This is a genomic window from Geminicoccus sp. (genome assembly GCF_036263595.1).
Lineage (GTDB): Bacteria > Pseudomonadota > Alphaproteobacteria > Geminicoccales > Geminicoccaceae > Geminicoccus.
This window is the reverse complement of sequence record NZ_DATAGQ010000004.1, coordinates 21,714-38,856: the sequence shown is the minus strand read 5'-3', so window position 1 is coordinate 38,856 and position 17,143 is coordinate 21,714. Positions and strand designations below refer to the sequence as shown.

Here is a 17,143-nt window from a genome sequence, read left to right as displayed (position 1 = left end):
CGAGATCAGTCCGGTGAGGATGTAGAAGGACGTGGTCTTGCCGGCGCCATTGGGACCCAGCAGCCCTACGGCTTCGCCACGGCCGACCCGCAGGCTCACGTCACGGAGCACCGTCCGCCCACCATACTGCTTGCCGATCTTGAATGCCGATAGTTCAGAAACCGCCGGTCCAGGACGATCGAGTTCGACCATCCGCCCTCGAGGCTGGTCCCGCCGGATCTCAGGTGATGCCACGCTCACCGGTTCTGACCCCCGGGCTGCGCCTGATTGCCCCCGGGTGTGAACAGCGCGCGGACGCGCTCGCTCTTCTGGCCACCTGACACGGTCGACAGACCCGAGTTCAGGTCCATGTCCAGCCTGTTGCCCCGAATGACGTTTTCTCCACGCGTCAGGACGACGTTGCCGCTGAGCTGCAACGTTCCGCCAGCCACATCGTAGACGCCCTCGCTGCCCTGTGCGCTCTCCGCCGGCGACGTGATAACCACCCTGCCGAACGCTTCGATCATCCGGATGGAATTGTTCTCGGGTCCCGACGCTGCCGCATCTTGGCCGTTCTGTGCGTAGTGGACGAGCAGCCGGTCCGCCCGCAACTTCATGTCGCCCTGGATGGCGTCGACGTTACCCGCGAACGTGGCAATCTGCTTGTTCTGCTCGACGGTCAGCGTGTCGGAAGTGATCTCGATGGGCTGACGCGAATCGTGCCCCGCCAACCCATTGCTGCTCGCACTCGAACCGGCGTCCTGTGCATGAGTGGAAGCCGGCGCTGCGAGCAGCAGCAGGAAGACAGCGAGAACTCCTCTGGGCGCGATCAAGGGACTTCTCCTCTGGACGGGTCCCCCTGCACCAGGACGACTCGGACATTTCCTGCAAATCTGATCACGTCGCCACCTTGTTCGATGGCGAACGCGTCGGCGTCGATCGTGCCACGTGGCCCTTCGCCATGCACCGGGACCTGTCCGCTGGCCTGGCGCGCCGGCAGGCGGACCGTAGCCTGCTCGGTGCTAAATACCATGCCGTCGGCCATCCGCAGCTTCACGTTGCGCTCGAGGTCGAGCTGGCCGATGCCTCGCTGGTAGAGGCCGTTATCGGCCGCCAGCCGCGTGATCGTTCCGTCGTCACCCTCGACCTTGGCCTGCATGTCCGAGAGCGTGATACGGTCCGGTGCGGTTGGATCGACCAGCGCTTCCTCGGCGATCACCTCATAGGGGCGGCCGCCGGCCGAGTCCGTTCCCACATAACGCGGGTGACGCATCCGCATCGGCTCGGTGATCGAGAATCCCTCGAACCCCGCCCCAGGGGCGATCATGCCGGCCACATCGCCAAAGATCTTGGGCCACGCCACGACCAGTACCAGCAGCCCGATTGCCACGCCCGGCAGCACGAGGCGCATGGCGCCCACGAAACGGCGGCGCTGGCGGCGCACCGCGGGTCTGCCGGTCGGCCCGGGCGGCGAGGCGAACTGATCGGACAGCTGGATCATGCTGTCAGGCCACCCCTGCCTTCAGGCAGTCGTGCAGATGGATCGCCCCCACCGGGCGGTCATCCGCCACCACGAACAGCACGGTGATGGACTGCTCATTCATGATCCGCACCGCCTCGACAGCCAGGGCGTCCGGCCCGATGGTACGCACTCCGGGATTCATCAGCGCTTCGATCGGCCTCGCCAGAAGATCGTGCGCCATATGGCGGCGCAAGTCACCGTCCGTGACGATGCCGACAAGCGCATGGCAATCATCGATGACGCCGACACAGCCAAGACGCTTGCGGGTCATGACGAGCAGGGCCTCGTCCATCCGGGTTCCGACGTGCACGAGGGGCAACCCGGTGCCGGCATGCATCAGCTGGTGCACACGCACGAGCTTGGCGCCCAGCTTTCCACCAGGATGAAGGTCGGCGAACGCGGTCGGGGAGAACCCGCGGCGACCCAGCAGCACGACAGCCAGCGCATCGCCCAGCGCCAGCATGGCCGTGGTCGAACTGGTAGGCGCCAAGCCCATCGGACAGGCCTCGCGCAAGGGCGGAAGGACCAAGGCGGCGTCGGCGGTATCGGCCAGGGTGCTGGGAGCGCGGCCAACCACGGCGGCCAGCGGAATACCAAAGCGACGGGCATGCACCAGGATCGCCTGGAGCTCGGGTGTCTCGCCCGAGTTGGAGAGAGCCAGCACGGCATCTGTTGGCGTGATCATGCCGAGGTCGCCGTGAGCCGCCTCGGCAGGATGGACGAACTGGGCGGGCGTGCCGGTGGAAGCGAAAGTCGCCGCGATCTTCACGGCGACATGCCCGCTCTTGCCCATGCCGGTCACCACGACACGACCCCTGGCTTGCTCAAGCATATCGCAGACGGCAAGGAAGGCTGCACCCAGGGACATTGCCACCCTGTCGAGGGCCTGAGACTCGATCGCCAGTACACCGCGCGCTGCCGCAAGATCGGCTTCGGTGGCGCTCGCCGGGCGAGGCTCTGTCGGGTTCGTGTCCATCGCTGCGGCCGCGAGGCTCATCACCGGTTCCGCGTTCGGTTCAATGGGCGAAGATGTCTTGCTCGGCCCACCCTGCCAGATCCAGCTGGGCGCGCACGGGCAGGAAGTCGAAGCATGCTTGGGCCAGGTTCATGCGCCCCTCTCGTTGCAGCATCGCCTGCAGGTGGTCCTTCAAGGCGTGCAAGTGAAGGACGTCGCCGGCCGCATAGTCCAGCTGCGCTTGGGTCAGGGTCGCGGCTCCCCAGTCGGAACTCTGTTCCTGCTTCTGGAGTTCGACCCCGAGGATCTCGCGGGTCAATTCCTTCAGGCTATGACGATCGGTATAGGTGCGCACGAGCTTCGAGGCGATCTTGGTGCACCAGATCGGGCCGACCGTGGCTCCCAGGAAGAAGTTCAGCACGGCGACATCGAACCGGGCAAAGTGGAAGATCTTCAGAACTTCCCGATCAGCCAAAAGCGCGCAGAGGCGTGGTGCATCGTAGTGCCGGTTCTCGAACTGGACGAAATGGGTTTGGCCACCCGCCGTACGCAACTGGATCAGGCAAAGCCGGTCCCGGGCCGGGGACAGGCCCATCGTCTCCGTATCGATGGCTACCGGTCCATCGGCCCTAAAATCGGCCGGCAGGTCGCCCCGATGAAGCTGAACATCCATGCGCACCGTTTCCGATCCTTTGGCCTGGGGCACACCCTAGACCCTGATGGTAAACGATCCGTAAACGATCGAAAATTGGTGCCCAGGAGAGGACTCGAACCTCCACGCCCTTGCGAGCGCTAGCACCTGAAGCTAGTGCGTCTACCAATTCCGCCACCTGGGCACGCGGTGCGGCGCCGGAGGTAGGCGACTTCTTGGGCCGCGTCAACGTCTCCCGACGATCTTCCTGCGTCTGTATCAGGTCGAGCTGGGAGCCGCCGCCTTCCCTCGCTCGTGGCTGGACGATACACAGGCGCCCGTCGCCCGGAAGCGGAAGGAGATCCAGATGCGCGGTAGCGTGGTCACGGTGGTCGGCGGGACTGGATTCATCGGCCGCCATGTCGTGCAGCATCTCTGCGATGCCGGCGCGCAGGTCAGGATTCTTTGCCGTCAGCCCGACCGTGCGATCGTCCTCAGGCCCTTGGGGGAAGTCGGGCAGGTGGCGCCGCTGCCGCTGATCGCGGACGACGACGGCTCACTTGGTGCGGGGCTGGCCGGCTCGGATGCGGTCGTCAACCTGGTCGGCATTCTGTACGAGCGGCGCCCCGGTGACTTCCAGCGAGCCCATGCGGAGCTTCCCGGCAGGATCGCCCGGCTGGCGCCCAAGCAGGCCAGGATCGTCCACATCTCCGCCATCGGTGCCGACAAGGATTCACCCAGCCTCTATGCGTCCACCAAGGCAATGGGCGAAGAGGCCGTGCGGCGCGAGCGATCGGACGCAGTGATCCTACGCCCATCGGTCGTGTTCGGGCCTGATGACCAGTTCCTGAACCGGTTCGCCCGCATGGCTGTGCTCTCTCCTTTCCTGCCGGCTGTCGGCGGCGGGCAGACGAAGTTCCAGCCGGTCTATGTCCGTGACGTGGCTGCCGCCGTGTGCCGGGCGCTGACGCTTCCCGAGGCGGCCGGCCGCACCTATGAACTCGGCGGGCCCCAGGTACTGACGTTCCGGCAGATCCTCGAGTGGCTGCTGCAGGTGCTCGGGCGGCACCGGAAGATCCTGAACATCCCCTTCAACGTCGCGGACATGCAGGCACGGTTCTTGCAAAAACTGCCGTCGCCGCTGCTGACCAGGGATCAGGTCGTGCTGCTACGGTCCGACAATGTCGTCAGCAAACATGCCCTGGGGCTGCGGGACCTCGGGATCGACCCGAACCCGATGCCTGCCGTCGCTCCGCCCTTTCTGCAACCCTATGTGCGGATCCAGCCCAAGGTGATCCCCGACGCATCGTCCTGACGTTGGACCAAATCCGGCCATAGGGGCCAGTATCCAGCGAAGAGATAAGGTCCAAGCCGCAGATCCTCATAAACAAGTATCAGAACGAGACTAAATTTCGCTCCTGTTCTTTACGCTGGTGCCGATTGTCCTTAGGACGCTTCCAAGGAGGTGCTGCCTTTTGGTGGCATGCGCTTGATTGCGGTTCGAAGGACAAGGCAATGGCTGCCGACAAGATGATGCAGTTCGTTTCCGTGCCGCAGGCATTGCCACACAAGCGTGCCGTGGACGAGCGCGTCCATGACTTCGGCGAAATCTACGACCGCTTTACGCCGGCTCATGCCGCCCAGCAGGCTTCGCGCTGCGAGCAGTGCGGCATCCCGTTCTGCCACATCCATTGCCCCGTACAGAACCATATCCCGGACTGGCTTCGCATGACGGCGGAGGGGCGCCTGGAGGAGGCCTGGGAGCTCAACGCTGCCACGAATAACCTCCCCGAGATCTGCGGACGGATATGCCCCCAAGACCGCCTCTGCGAGGGCAATTGCGTCATCGAAAAGGGGTTCAACGCGGTCACGATCGGGACGGTCGAGCGGTTCATCAACGACACCGCCTTCGAGCGGGGCTGGATCAAGCCGAACAAGCCTCTGCGTGAGCGGCCGCAATCGGTAGGCGTGATTGGAGCCGGCCCGGCCGGTCTGGCCGTCGCCGATCAGCTCCGCAAGGAAGGCTGGCAGGTCCATGTCTACGACCGCTACGACCGGGTTGGCGGGCTGATGATCTACGGCATTCCTGGCTTTAAGCTGGAGAAGGACGTGGTCGTGCGGCGCTGGCGGCTCCTGGAGGAAGGTGGTGTTCAGTTCCACCTGGGCTGCGATATTGGCGCGCCGGGGTCGCCCGGTTTCGCTGAACTGCGTTCCCGCCATGACGCAATCTTTATCGGGACTGGAGTCTACAAGGCCCGCGCGCTGCAGGTGCCGGGCGTCGGGCTTCCGGGCGTGGTACCGGCTCTGGCCTATCTGACCGCGTCCAACCGCAAGAGCCTTGGCGATGATGTGCCTGCCTTCGACGAAGGCACACTCAGCGCGGAAGGCAAGCACGTCGTGGTAGTGGGCGGCGGCGACACGGCCATGGACTGTGTGCGCACGGCGATCCGGCAGGGCGCCCTCTCGGTGAAGTGCCTCTACCGGCGCGACAAGCAGAACATGCCGGGCTCGATGCGCGAGGTGAAACACGCCGAGGAGGAAGGTGTCGAGTTCGTCTGGCTCTCGGCTCCCGAAGCCTTCATCGGGCAGGATCGCGTCGAGGCGGTCCGCGCGATCCGCATGAGGCTGGGCACGCCCGATTCAACCGGCCGCCAGTCACCGGAACTCGTGCCTGATTCAGGTTTTCGCCTCCCGGCCGATCTCGTGGTCGGCGCGCTCGGGTTTGATCCTGAGGACCATGTCACCATGTTCGGCGAGCCGGAATTGAAGGTCTCCCGCTGGGGCACCATCACCATCGACTGGAGCACCATGCAGACCAGCATGCCTGGTGTGTTCGCCGGCGGTGACATCGTCCGTGGCGCATCGCTCGTCGTCTGGGGCATCCGGGACGGCCGTGATGCCGCCGCCAGCATCCATCGTCATCTCCTGGCATGTGCGGCCGACGGCTCCGCGCTGGCCGAAGCCGCCTGAGGAGCCGGATCATGCAGGAACTCCCGATGGAGAGTGGCGAGGCGTTCGTGCGGGCCTATGAGGCCAACCGCGCCATGCTGGAAGAACGCGGCATGTACGCCCCGGAGGACGAGCATTCCTCCTGCGGCGTCGGCATGATCGCGGCGATCGACGGCAAGCCGCGCCGCGAAGTCGTGGTGAAGGCGATCGAGGCCCTGAAGGCGGTCTGGCATCGCGGTGCCGTCGATGCGGACGGCAAGACCGGCGATGGCGCAGGCATCCACGTGCAGATCCCCGACGCCTTCTTCCGCCGCTACGTCATCGATACTGGCGTGCATGCGGACGAGCGGCTTGGCGTGGGCATGGTCTTCCTGCCGCGCAACGACTTCAGCGCCCAGGAGACCTGCCGCACCATCGTCGAGAGCGAGATCATCCGCGGCGGCTACCAAGTCCGCGGCTGGCGGCAGGTGCCAGTCGACACGTCGGTGCTAGGTGAGAAGGCACAGGCGACACGGCCGGAGATCGAGCAGATCATCATCGGCAACCCCGATCATGCCATCAACTGCGACACGTTCGAGCGTGACCTCTACATCATCCGCCGCCGTATCGAAAAGCAGGTGGTGGCCGCCCAGGTCAACGAGTTCTATATCTGCTCGCTGTCCTGCCGGTCGATCATCTACAAAGGCCTCTTCCTCGCCGAGGCGCTGTCGGTCTTCTATCCCGATCTGCGGGACGAGAAGTTCGTCTCGTCCTTCGCGATCTTTCACCAGCGCTACTCGACGAACACTTGGCCAGCCTGGCGGCTGGCCCAGCCCTTCCGGACGCTCGCCCACAATGGCGAGATCAACACGGTCCGCGGCAACACGAACTGGATGAAGAGCCACGAGACCCGCATGGTCGCGGCGGCCTTCGGCGAGGTGAATGAGGACGTCAAGCCGCTGATCCAGGCGGGCTCCTCGGACAGCGCCGCACTGGATGCGGTCGTCGAGGCGCTGGTCAGGGCTGGCCGTGCTCTGCCGCTGGTCAAGACTCTCCTGGTGCCGCCGGCTTGGTCGAACCGGATCGTGATGCCGCAAGAGCATGCCGACCTGTTCAACTACTGCAACTGCGTGATGGAGCCCTGGGACGGGCCGGCTGCGCTGGTCGCGGCCGACAGTCGCTGGGCCGTGGCCGGCATGGACCGCAACGGCCTGCGGCCGATGCGCTACGCGCGGACGTCGGACGGCCTGCTCGTGGTTGGATCCGAGGCGGGCATGGTGCCGCTCGACGAGGCCATGATCGTGGAGAAGGGAAGGGTCGGGCCCGGCGAGATGATCGGCGTCGACTTGTTGGCCGGGCGCTTCTTCCATGACACGGAGCTGAAGGACTGGCTGGCCGGGCTGAAGCCCTACTCCAAATGGGTCAAGAATATCCGCAACCTCGAGGACTTGGTCGGCGCTCGGCCATTCGAGCCGGCCAGCTACGAGCGCACCGACCTGCGCCGCCGCCAGGCCCAGTTCGGCGTGACGGTCGAGGACATGGAACTGATCCTGGGTCCGATGGTCCAGGACGGCAAGGAGCCGTTGGGCTCAATGGGGGACCATAGCCCGCTCGCGGTCCTCTCCAAGCACTATCGCGGCCTGCATCACTTCTTCCGCCAGCAGTTCGCGCAGGTGACCAACCCGCCGATCGACCCGTTGCGGGAGTGGCGGGTGATGAGCCTGAAGACCCGGTTCGGCAACCTGGGCAACGTGTACGACGAGGACCCCAGCCAGACCTCGATCCTCCAGCTGGAATCACCGGTCATTACCACCACCGAGCTGGCGGCGCTGGAGGCGCATTTCCAGCGGCGGATGCGGCGGATCGACTGCACCTTCCCGGCTGATGGTTCGGAATCGCTGCGCGTGGCGCTGGAGCGGGTCAGGCAGGAAGCCGAGGATGCCGTTCGAGGTGGCGCCGAGAACCTGCTGCTGACCGACGAGGACGTTGGTCCGGATCGGGCAGCCCTGCCGATGATCCTGGCCGTGGGTGCGATCCACAGCCACCTGATCCGGCAGGAATTGCGCGCGTTCTCCTCGATCACCGTGCGCTCGGGCGAGTGCATGGACACGCATTGCTTCGCCGTGCTGATCGGTGTCGGGGCTACGGCGGTGAACGCCTATCTGACCGAGGCGGCGATCGCGGACCGTCACGCCCGCAACCTGTTCCCCAACCTGACTCTGCAGGAGTGCCTCGCGCGCTATCAGGAGGCGATCGGGCAGGGGCTCCTGAAGATCATGTCCAAGATGGGCATCTCGATCATCTCCAGCTATCGCGGCGGCTACAATTTCGAGGCGGTCGGCCTCTCCCGATCGCTCTGTCGCGAATACCTGCCCGGGCTGGTCTCGCGCATCTCCGGAATCGGCCTGATCGGCATTGGGAAGCGGGTGCTGGAAATGCACGCCCGTGCATTTGGGGAAGGCGCGCCGGTCCTTTCCATCGGCAGCTTCTATCGCTACCGGCGGGGTGGCGAAGCGCATGCGCTGGAGGGCAAGGCTGTCCACCAGCTGCAGCATGCCGTGCAGACAGACAGCTATTCCGCCTTCAAGCGCTACACGGAGATGCTGCACGACAACGAGCCGATCTCGATCAGGGATCTGCTCTCCTTCGCCCCGAAGAACGCACCCGTGCCGCTCGACGAGGTCGAAAGCATCACGGAGATTCGCAAGCGCTTCGTGACCCCCGGCATGTCGCTGGGCGCACTTTCGCCGGAGGCGCACGAGACCCTGACGATCGCCATGAACCGGATCGGCGCCAAGGCTGATTCCGGCGAGGGCGGCGAGGGCAAGGAGCGCTTCACGCCAAGGCCGAACGGCGACAACGCCAATTCGCCCATCAAGCAGGTGGCGTCCGGCCGGTTTGGCGTCACCGCCGAATACCTGAACGCCGCCAAGGAGCTGGAGATCAAGGTCGCCCAGGGTGCCAAGCCCGGCGAGGGCGGCCAGCTGCCTGGCTTCAAGGTGACCGTGGAGATCGCACGCCTGCGCCATGCAACGCCCGGCGTCACGCTGATCTCGCCGCCACCGCATCACGACATCTACTCGATCGAGGATCTGGCGCAGCTCATCTACGACCTGAAGCAGATCAACCCCGACGCCAAGGTCTGCGTGAAGCTGGTCTCGGAAGCCGGCATCGGCACGATCGCGGCGGGCGTGGCGAAGGCCAAGGCCGACGTGATCCTGGTGTCCGGCAATGTCGGCGGTACCGGCGCTTCGCCGCAGACTTCGATCAAGTTCGCTGGCACGCCCTGGGAGATGGGCCTGTCCGAGGTCAACCAGCTCCTGACGCTGAACCGGCTGCGCCATCGGGTGACCCTGCGCACGGATGGCGGCCTCAAGACCGGTCGCGATATCGTCATCGCGGCGATGCTGGGGGCGGAAGAGTACGGTATCGGCACGGCGTCGCTGGTTGCAATCGGCTGCATCCTCGTCCGGCAATGCCACTCCAACACATGCCCCGTGGGGGTCTGCACGCAGCGAGAGGACCTGCGGGCGAAGTACGAAGGCAAGCCTGAACACATCGTCAACCTGATGAGCTTCATCGCCGAGGACACGCGCGAGGTGCTGGCCTCGCTCGGCCTGCGCTCGCTGCAGGAGGCGGTCGGCCGCACGGATCTGCTCCGGCAGGTGAGCCGCGGCTCGGTCGACCTGGACGACCTGGACCTGAACCCGATCCTCGCCAACGTCGATCCCGGTCCGCATCCGCGCTACTGCGCCGCCACCGGCCGCAACGAGGTGCCCGATGCGCTCGATGCACGCATGGTGGTGGATGCCCGTCCTCTGTTGGACGATGGCGAGAAGATGCAACTCCAGTACAACGTGCGAAACGTGCATCGCGGCGTCGGCACCCGCCTGTCCGCTCATATCACCCGCAAGTACGGCATGGCCAAGCTGCCGGAAGGCCATATCGCGGTGCGCCTGCGAGGGTCGGCCGGACAGTCGCTAGGCGCTTTCGCCGTGCAGGGCCTGAAGCTCGAGGTGTTCGGCGATGCCAACGACTATGTCGGCAAAGGCCTCTCGGGCGGCACGATCGTGGTGCGGCCGCTGGTGTCGTCACCCCTCGTACCGCACCAGAACGTGATCATCGGCAATACCTGCCTCTACGGTGCCACGGCCGGCAAGCTGTTCGCGGCCGGCAAGGCAGGCGAGCGCTTCGCGGTGCGCAACTCGGGCGCCGTCACCGTGGTGGAGGGCGTTGGCGATAATGGCTGCGAGTACATGACCGGAGGTACTGCCGTCATCCTCGGGTCGGTGGGCGACAACTTCGCCGCCGGAATGTCCGGAGGCATGGCGTTCGTCTACGACCCTGATGACATCCTCCCGAGCCATATCAATGGCGAGATGGTCATCTCGCAGCGGATCGAGGTGCCACACTATGAGGAGCTGCTGCTGGGGCTCATCCGCGAGCACGCGGTGACTACCGGCAGTCCGCTTGGCAAGCAGATCGTTCACGATTTCCAGGGTCACCTAGGCAGGTTCTGGCAGGTCGTGCCGAAGGAGATGCTGTCCAAGCTAGCCGTTCCGGTAACACTGGCGGAACTGGAACAGGCCGCCAGACGGGCGTGAGGGCAAGTTGCGGCACACTAGCCGTCGCTGTTCGGCAACGTCCAGTGTGCTGCAAGTTCTACACAACACTAATCGCGTTGACAGCGATCTAGATGTTCCGCAGCTCACCCGAGAGGATAGATCGGGTGGCTGGAAATGAACAAATCGCGGTGGTTGCGGCGACTGGGTGCTGCGCTCCTGGTAGGCTGCAGCGTTTTGCCCGGCGCTGCGCAAGGGTCGGGCTTCGCGATTCGGGAGCAGAGCGCGACCGGGCAGGGTAGCTCGTTCGCGGGCATGACGGCTGGTGAAGGCGGTCTCTCGGCGATGTTCTTCAATCCGGCCGCGCTAGGCTTGAGCAGTGGTTCTGCTGCCGAACAGCATGTAACCATCATCGTGCCTAGAGCGGAAGTGACCTCGGCCAGCGGAACCACGATCCTGGGAACGGCGATTGGCGGGCAAGCGACCCAATCGGATGCCTTCCCCGACATTGTGGTGCCCGCCCTCTACGGAGCCTACCCTTTGTCCGACGACTGGACGGCCGGCATTGCGGTCAACGCGCCGTTCGGCCTCGGCTCGAAGTATGACGATGACTGGGTCGGGCGCTATCATGCCATCAAGTCGCGCCTGTTCTCGATCGACGTCATGCCGACGCTCGCATGGCAACCGCTGCCCTGGTTGACGCTGGGCGGTGGTGTGGTCACCCAGTACGTTCATGCCGAGTTGACCAACGCCGTCGATTTCGGGACGGCCGGGGCTGCCATTCAAGGACGGACCGGGGTGACGCTCCCCGTCACGCCGGTACCGGCTGGCCAGGACGGCAAGGCGAAGGTGGAGGGTGACGATATCGGCATCGGCGTGGTGCTGGGTGCCATCGCCGAGCCGGCCAAAGGGACAAAGGTTGGCCTGTCCTATCGCTCCCAGGTGTCGCACGAGCTGGATGGCGATGCCGACTTCGACCTGGGTTCCTCCGGAATGGGAGCGATCGTCTCGGCACTGACTGGTCAGTTCGTGGACACTGGAGCCAAAGCGTCGCTTACCACGCCGACGACCGTTTCCCTCGGCCTAGCTCAGGCCGTGGGGGAACAGCTGACCCTCCTGGCCGATCTGCAGTGGACGGACTGGTCGCAGTTCGACGAGCTTCGCATCGACTTCGACAATCCGGCCCAGGCGGCGAGCGTCACCACCCAAGCCTGGGAAGACACTTGGTTCGCGTCGGTCGGAGCCGCCTACCGCCTGAACGACCAGTGGACCTTCCGGGCTGGTGCCGCCTACGACGAATCGCCCGTGCCGGATGCCGATCGAACACCGCGGATCCCCGATGGAGACCGCTACTGGCTCTCGGCGGGTGCATCATGGTCGCCATGGCCGGCCTGGACCTTCGATATCGGCTACTCGCACCTGTTCATCGAGGATGTCGACGTGGACCTGAGCGCCAGCGGAACGGGCAATGCGGGCCGAGGCAACCTGCAGGCGTCTTACGAGAGCAGCATCGACATCGTTGCAGTCGGCGCGCGCTTCCAGTTCTGATCAAGGCAAGGGGAGCGGGCCTCAGGCCCCGGTGAGCGTGGCTATCAGTTCGTCACCCAGGGCCGCGTTGGAGGCGAAGACGGTGCCCTCCTCCCACAGACGGTCATCCCCTTCAAGGCGGCCCGAGCGGCCGCCTGCCTCGCGGACCAGGAGCAGCCCCGCCGCATAGTCCCAGGGTTGGATCCCGTACTCCCAGTAGCCGTCCAGGCGACCGCAAGCGACATAGGCCAAGTCGAGGGACGACACACCCATGCGACGGAGGCCTGCCACCTTGTCGGCCATCGCTTCGTACTGGCGGGGGAAGCTCTTGCGACCTTTCCAGTCGCGCACGGGCAGCCCGCAAGCGATCAGTGCCCGGCTCATTTCCTTGGTGCGCGACACCCGGATGCGCTGGTCGTTCATGTAGGCGCCATTGCCCTTGTCCGCAGCGAACAGTTCGTTGCGGGTGACGTCGTACACGCAGGCGGCCGTGACTTCGCCATGCTGCTCCAGGGCAATCGAGATCGACCAGTGCGGCAGGGCGTGAAGATAGTTACTGGTACCGTCCAGCGGATCGACGATGAAGCGGTGCTCGGGAAAACGCCCCTCGCGGAGACCGCTCTCTTCGGTCAGGATCGAGAAGTCCGGCCGTGCCCGGTGCAGATCCTCGACCAGCATCTGCTCGGCCCGACGGTCCGCGGCGGAAACGAAGTCCGCCGGTCCCTTCACCGACCATTGCAACTGCTCGACCTCGCCAAAATCTCGCGAGAGCGTGCGGGCAGCCCGGACGGCGGCACGGACCATGACTTCCAGGTGAGGCGAACGACGGGGCACGGCCTGAACTCGCTTGGTTAGGAGGTGCCGTGCTCCGCCGCTTGGACCGCCAGGTCCAGATCGGAGAGCAGACCGATCGGGTCGGGCACCTGCCAGCAGAACGGCCCCGGGAGCGCGAAGGCGATCTTCGCTGCCGCCAGGGCCTCCATGTGGGCTGGCTCGATAAGCCCGGTGACACCGCATGGCAAGACGAAGAGTTCCGACCACCACGCAGCAGCCTCGATTGCCTTCGAAGGCTCCATGTCGGTGCGGCCGAACAGAATCCAGTCGGCGCCGGCTTCTCCGGCCTCCATTGCCTCGTGCCGATCCACGCCGCACAGCACACCGATCACCTGCTGGCCCGACAGCGCACGCCGCGCATCCGCCACCTCGGCCGGACGGGTGAGGAGCAGGCCATCCAGTCCACGCGCGGCACGAACGTCGTCCCTCGCGAACACGGCGATCCCATGCTGCCGGCCGAAGGACTTGGCCAAGGTGGCGTCGTCCTCGGGCGGAAGTACCAGCGCTGCGATCCTCTGGTGGTCCACCAACGGCGTCAGCGGCGCTGGATCGTAGGCCTTGGGCAACGGGATGATCAGCCGGAGGCGGTCATCCTCGATGCCTTCGTCCAGGTCGTTCTCGCCGGACAACGCTCACACGTCGCCGCGATAGATGTCGACGATCCGGCTCAGCAGGTCGAGCGCCTCGGCCTTCGGCCGCTGGAATGCATTGCGCCCGACGATCGAGCCGGACCCGCCGCCCGCCTTGATCTGCTTGATCTCCTCGACCAGCGAATCGGCGTCCTTTGCCTCGCCGCCCGAGAAGACCACGAGGCGCCGCCCGGCAAAGCTCGCCTGCATGACATGGGCGATGCGCTCGGCCAGGGTCGCGCGCGGGATGGCCTGCTCCTCGTAGACCTTCTTCGCGGCCTCCAGATCCAGCGCGTCGGTGGGCGGCTTCACCTTGATGATGTTGGCGCCCATCAGTGCTGCCATGTGCGCCGCATAAGCCACGACATCGATGGCGGTTTCCCCGGTTTTGGTCACTAGGCCACCGCGGGGATAGGACCAGACCACCGTCGCCAAGCCATGCGCCTTGGCCTCCCCGGTGATCTCGCGAAGTTCTTCCATCATGCCGTAGTTGAAGTCGGAACCCGGATACATGGTGAACCCGACGGCGCAGCAGCCCAGCCGGAGCGCATCCCGCACGCTGCCCGTCAGCGCCTGGTCGGCGATGCCCTTGGAGAGAGAGTTGGCGCTGTTCATCTTGAGGATCAGCGGCAGCTCGCCAGCGAAGGTGTCGGCGCCTGCTTCAAGGGAACCCAGCGGGGCGGCATAACCGGAAAGCCCGGCCTCCAGGGCCAGCTCGTAGAGATAATGGGGATCATAGGCGGCGGGATTGGCAGCGAACGAGCGGGCCGGCCCATGTTCGTAGCCCTGATCCACCGGCAGGATCACGAGTTTTCCAGTGCCGGCAAGCCTGCCTTGCATCATAAGCCGGGCGAGGTTCGCCTTAACCCCGGGGTTCTCGCTCTCGTAATTGGCGAGGATCTTCTTGACCGCCGGCGTAACGCGCATTGCAAGTTTCCCTAGAGTTGGCCCGTGCTCCGACCGCACGGGCGCTTAAGAACACGCCCTGCGGCAGGCCGTCAAACGGAGGTGTTGGCCGCCGGTGCCGCATCCACATGTCGGCGGCAGCTACGGGCCAGGTCGTCGTCCTCGCCGACCTCAATCAGCGGCACGGCCAAACATGAGGCGAGCGATGCGGCATGCTGATCCGCGATCGACCGAAGCCGTTCCGCCACCTCCGGGTTCCCACGGAACATCAGCGTACGCAGGCCAGTACGAAGACAGGCCAGGACATCGCCGGCCCGGTCGCCGCAATCGACCAGCACGCTCCGTCCATGTCGGCGCTCCAGTGCCATGAAGTAGGACGGGCCAGCATAAACCACGGCATCAGGCACGCTCATCGCCTGCAGGCTGATGCCCAGCTCGGCTTCCACCCCGGCGACGGCGGCAAGGTGCCAGCCATGGTGGATCGTGACGGCGAATGTTCTCAGCGAGAGAGCGCCGCCACGCCAGGCAGGTCCTTGCCCTCGATGAACTCCAGGAAGGCGCCACCGGCGGTGGAGACGTAGGAGAAGCGCTCGAGGACGCCTGCATGGGCCAGTGCAGCCACCGTATCGCCGCCACCGGCCACGGACAGAAGCCTGCCATCATCGGTGAGCTTTGCCGCTGCCTGCGCTACCGCCACCGTTCCCTTGTCGAAGGGCTCGACTTCGAACGCCCCCAGCGGCCCATTCCAGAGCAGTGTCCTGCAGTCGACCAGGGCCGCCTCCACGGCGGCCGCGCTGTCTGGGCCGATATCCAGAACCATCTCCTCGGCACCGACCTGACCGATCGGCACCACGCGGTGCTCGGCATGCTGTTCGAACCGCATAGCCACGACACCATCGACCGGAAGAAGGATGCGCACGCGCTTGGCCTGCGCCTTCTCCAGGATCGAGCGGGCCGTGTCCGCCAAGTCCTTCTCGCACAAGGACTTGCCGACATCGATGCCCTTGGCGTGCAGGAAGGTGTTGGCCATGCCGCCGCCGATGATGAGCACGTCCACCTTGTCGAGCAGGTGGCCCAGAACGTCGAGCTTGGAGGAAACCTTGGCCCCACCGACCAAGGCCGCCACCGGTCGGCTGGCGCCTCCGATCGCGTTCGTCAGTGCCTTCAGCTCGGCCTCCATCAGCCGCCCCGCGAAGGTCGGCAGCCGTTCAGCCAGGCCCGTGATCGATGCGTGCGCGCGATGGGAGCAGGAGAAGGCATCATTGACGTAGACATCGCCCATCGCGGCCAAGGCATCGGCGAACGCCGGGACGTTCTTCTCCTCGCCTACATGGAAGCGCAGATTTTCGAGAAGGGCGATGCCGCCCTCCTGAACTCCCCCCACGGTAGCCTCGGCATCCGGCCCGATGCAGTCCTTGCCGAAGGCAACCTCGATTCCGCCAAGAGCCTTGCCAAGCGCCCTGGCGATCGGTGCCAAGGACATGGCCGGCTCGACGTTGCCTTTCGGGCGGCCGAAATGAGAGAGGGCCACCACCTTGGCTCCCTTGCCCATCAGCTCCTTGAGTGTGACGGCAGCGCGCTCGATCCGCGTGGCGTCGGTCACTTCGCCGTCCTGCATGGGAACGTTGAAATCAACACGGACCAGTACGCGCTTCCCTTTAGGGTCGAGCTGATCGATCGTCCTGAAGTTGGCCATGGATCCTCCAACCGCGCTGCGGGTTGTGGAGCTAGCACGGGCTGATGCGCGCATGAACCCGCCAATGGGAGAGTTGAACATGAGATCAGGCGACCTAATCGGGCAACTGCTGCAGGCCGGACTTGCCCGCGGCGCCGGATCACGGATGCAAGCGGCAGGCCGCAGCCAGCCCGGCCTTGGAGGGCTTCTCGGGGGCCTCCTTGGTGGAGGCGGTGGCGGTGGCGGTGGTCTCGGTGGTATGCTTGGAGGTGGTAGAAGCAGCGGCGGCCTCGGCAGCATGCTTGGAGGCGGGCACAAGAGTTCCGGTGGTGGCCTCGGCGGTCTCGCCGAGATGGCCGGCGGCTTCCTCGGCCAGGGCCGCGGGATGGGTCGCAGCCCGGCCATGGGTGGCGGGATCGGCGGTCTGGTTGGCTCGATGCTGGGCGGCGGCCGCGGGAGCGGTGCGCTGGGTGGTGCGGCCATGGGCGTGATCGGAATGATCGCCATGAACGCGCTGCAGAATATGGGCCGGTCGGGTAGCGGTCCGGCAGCTCCGGCACAGGCTCCCACGCAGGCACCCGCTCAGCCGATGACGGCCGACGACGTACCCGTTCCCGGTGAGGACACCCAGCGTGTCCTGCTGATGGCAATGATCTCCGCAGCCAAGGCGGATGGACATATCGACGACACCGAGATGAACAACATCGTCGGCAAGTTGAAGGAGACCGGTGCCGATCCGGAGGAACGGGACTGGATCCTGCGCGAGCTGGCCAAGCCGCTCGACATGGACGCCCTGGTCGCCGCGGTCCCCAACCTGGACGTGGCGGCACAAGTCTATACGGCATCGGTACTGGCGATCACCGCGGATACGCCACAGGAAATCGCCTATCTCGACCAGTTGGCGGCCAGGCTGGGCCTGCAGCCGGCAGTGCGCAGCTACATCCACCAGTCGCTTGGCATGCCGATCGCGACTGCCCAATAGATCACGACACCTT

General features: G+C 65.4%; 15 protein-coding genes and 1 tRNA gene. 5 read left to right on the top strand and 11 right to left on the bottom strand.

Annotation, left to right across the window (positions count from 1 at the left end):
• From VHL31_RS00345 to VHL31_RS00320, 6 genes are all read right to left on the bottom strand, one after another.
• A partial coding sequence (locus VHL31_RS00345) for an ATP-binding cassette domain-containing protein (RefSeq protein ID WP_329659210.1) occupies positions 1-192 on the bottom strand: 192 nt, incomplete at its 3' end.
• Between the two features lie 44 nt (positions 193-236).
• Complete coding sequence (gene lptA, locus VHL31_RS00340; RefSeq protein WP_329659209.1) at positions 237-812, bottom strand: lipopolysaccharide transport periplasmic protein LptA; 576 nt, start codon at positions 810-812, stop codon at positions 237-239.
• Positions 809-1,480, bottom strand: coding sequence for an LPS export ABC transporter periplasmic protein LptC (lptC, locus tag VHL31_RS00335; protein ID WP_329659208.1), 672 nt, complete (start codon positions 1,478-1,480; stop codon positions 809-811). The genes lptA and lptC overlap by 4 nt, the downstream gene beginning before the upstream one ends.
• A 4-nt stretch (positions 1,481-1,484) precedes the next feature.
• Positions 1,485-2,498, bottom strand: a complete 1,014-nt coding sequence (locus VHL31_RS00330; protein WP_329659207.1) for a KpsF/GutQ family sugar-phosphate isomerase — start codon at positions 2,496-2,498, stop codon at positions 1,485-1,487.
• A 19-nt stretch (positions 2,499-2,517) separates the two neighbouring features.
• The gene (locus VHL31_RS00325) at positions 2,518-3,129 is read right to left on the bottom strand and encodes a ribonuclease D (RefSeq protein ID WP_329659206.1); all 612 of its coding nucleotides are present in this window, start codon (positions 3,127-3,129) and stop codon (positions 2,518-2,520) included.
• Between the two features lie 76 nt (positions 3,130-3,205).
• Positions 3,206-3,292 (bottom strand) — tRNA-Leu (locus VHL31_RS00320).
• Positions 3,293-3,454: 162 nt separating this feature from the next.
• On the opposite strand from VHL31_RS00320, the gene VHL31_RS00315 reads away from it, so the two are divergent.
• The 4 genes from VHL31_RS00315 (at position 3,455) to VHL31_RS00300 (ending at position 12,125) form a co-directional block, all read left to right on the top strand.
• The gene (locus VHL31_RS00315; protein WP_329659205.1) at positions 3,455-4,402 is read left to right on the top strand and encodes a complex I NDUFA9 subunit family protein; all 948 of its coding nucleotides are present in this window, start codon (positions 3,455-3,457) and stop codon (positions 4,400-4,402) included.
• Between the two features lie 200 nt (positions 4,403-4,602).
• Entirely contained in the window at positions 4,603-6,057 is a 1,455-nt protein-coding gene (locus VHL31_RS00310) for an NAD(P)-dependent oxidoreductase (protein ID WP_329659204.1), read from the top strand.
• Between the two features lie 11 nt (positions 6,058-6,068).
• A complete protein-coding gene (gltB, locus tag VHL31_RS00305) occupies positions 6,069-10,619 on the top strand; it encodes a glutamate synthase large subunit (RefSeq protein WP_329659203.1) in 4,551 nt (1,516 codons plus the stop codon).
• Between the two features lie 135 nt (positions 10,620-10,754).
• The gene (locus VHL31_RS00300; RefSeq protein WP_329659202.1) at positions 10,755-12,125 is read left to right on the top strand and encodes an OmpP1/FadL family transporter; all 1,371 of its coding nucleotides are present in this window, start codon (positions 10,755-10,757) and stop codon (positions 12,123-12,125) included.
• Positions 12,126-12,146: 21 nt separating this feature from the next.
• Here VHL31_RS00300 and VHL31_RS00295 read toward each other — a convergent pair whose 3' ends face one another.
• From VHL31_RS00295 to VHL31_RS00275, 5 genes are all read right to left on the bottom strand, one after another.
• Complete coding sequence (locus VHL31_RS00295) at positions 12,147-12,938, bottom strand: inositol monophosphatase family protein (RefSeq protein WP_329659201.1); 792 nt, start codon at positions 12,936-12,938, stop codon at positions 12,147-12,149.
• 17 nt (positions 12,939-12,955) lie between these two features.
• On the bottom strand, positions 12,956-13,567 hold the full coding sequence (locus VHL31_RS00290; protein WP_329659200.1) for a thiamine phosphate synthase: 612 nt from the start codon (positions 13,565-13,567) through the stop codon (positions 12,956-12,958).
• Between the two features lie 3 nt (positions 13,568-13,570).
• Positions 13,571-14,494 (bottom strand): class I fructose-bisphosphate aldolase, encoded by a 924-nt coding sequence (locus tag VHL31_RS00285; RefSeq protein WP_329659199.1) that lies wholly within the window; start codon positions 14,492-14,494, stop codon positions 13,571-13,573.
• Positions 14,495-14,565: 71 nt separating this feature from the next.
• Positions 14,566-14,886: a hypothetical protein gene (locus VHL31_RS00280; RefSeq protein WP_329659198.1), complete on the bottom strand. Its 321-nt coding sequence runs from the start codon at positions 14,884-14,886 to the stop codon at positions 14,566-14,568.
• Between the two features lie 86 nt (positions 14,887-14,972).
• Positions 14,973-16,169: a phosphoglycerate kinase gene (locus tag VHL31_RS00275; RefSeq protein ID WP_329659197.1), complete on the bottom strand. Its 1,197-nt coding sequence runs from the start codon at positions 16,167-16,169 to the stop codon at positions 14,973-14,975.
• A 277-nt stretch (positions 16,170-16,446) separates the two neighbouring features.
• Between VHL31_RS00275 and VHL31_RS00270 the strand changes: the two genes are divergently transcribed.
• A complete protein-coding gene (locus VHL31_RS00270; protein ID WP_329659196.1) occupies positions 16,447-17,130 on the top strand; it encodes a tellurite resistance TerB family protein in 684 nt (227 codons plus the stop codon).
• The last annotated feature ends 13 nt before the right edge of the window (positions 17,131-17,143 follow it).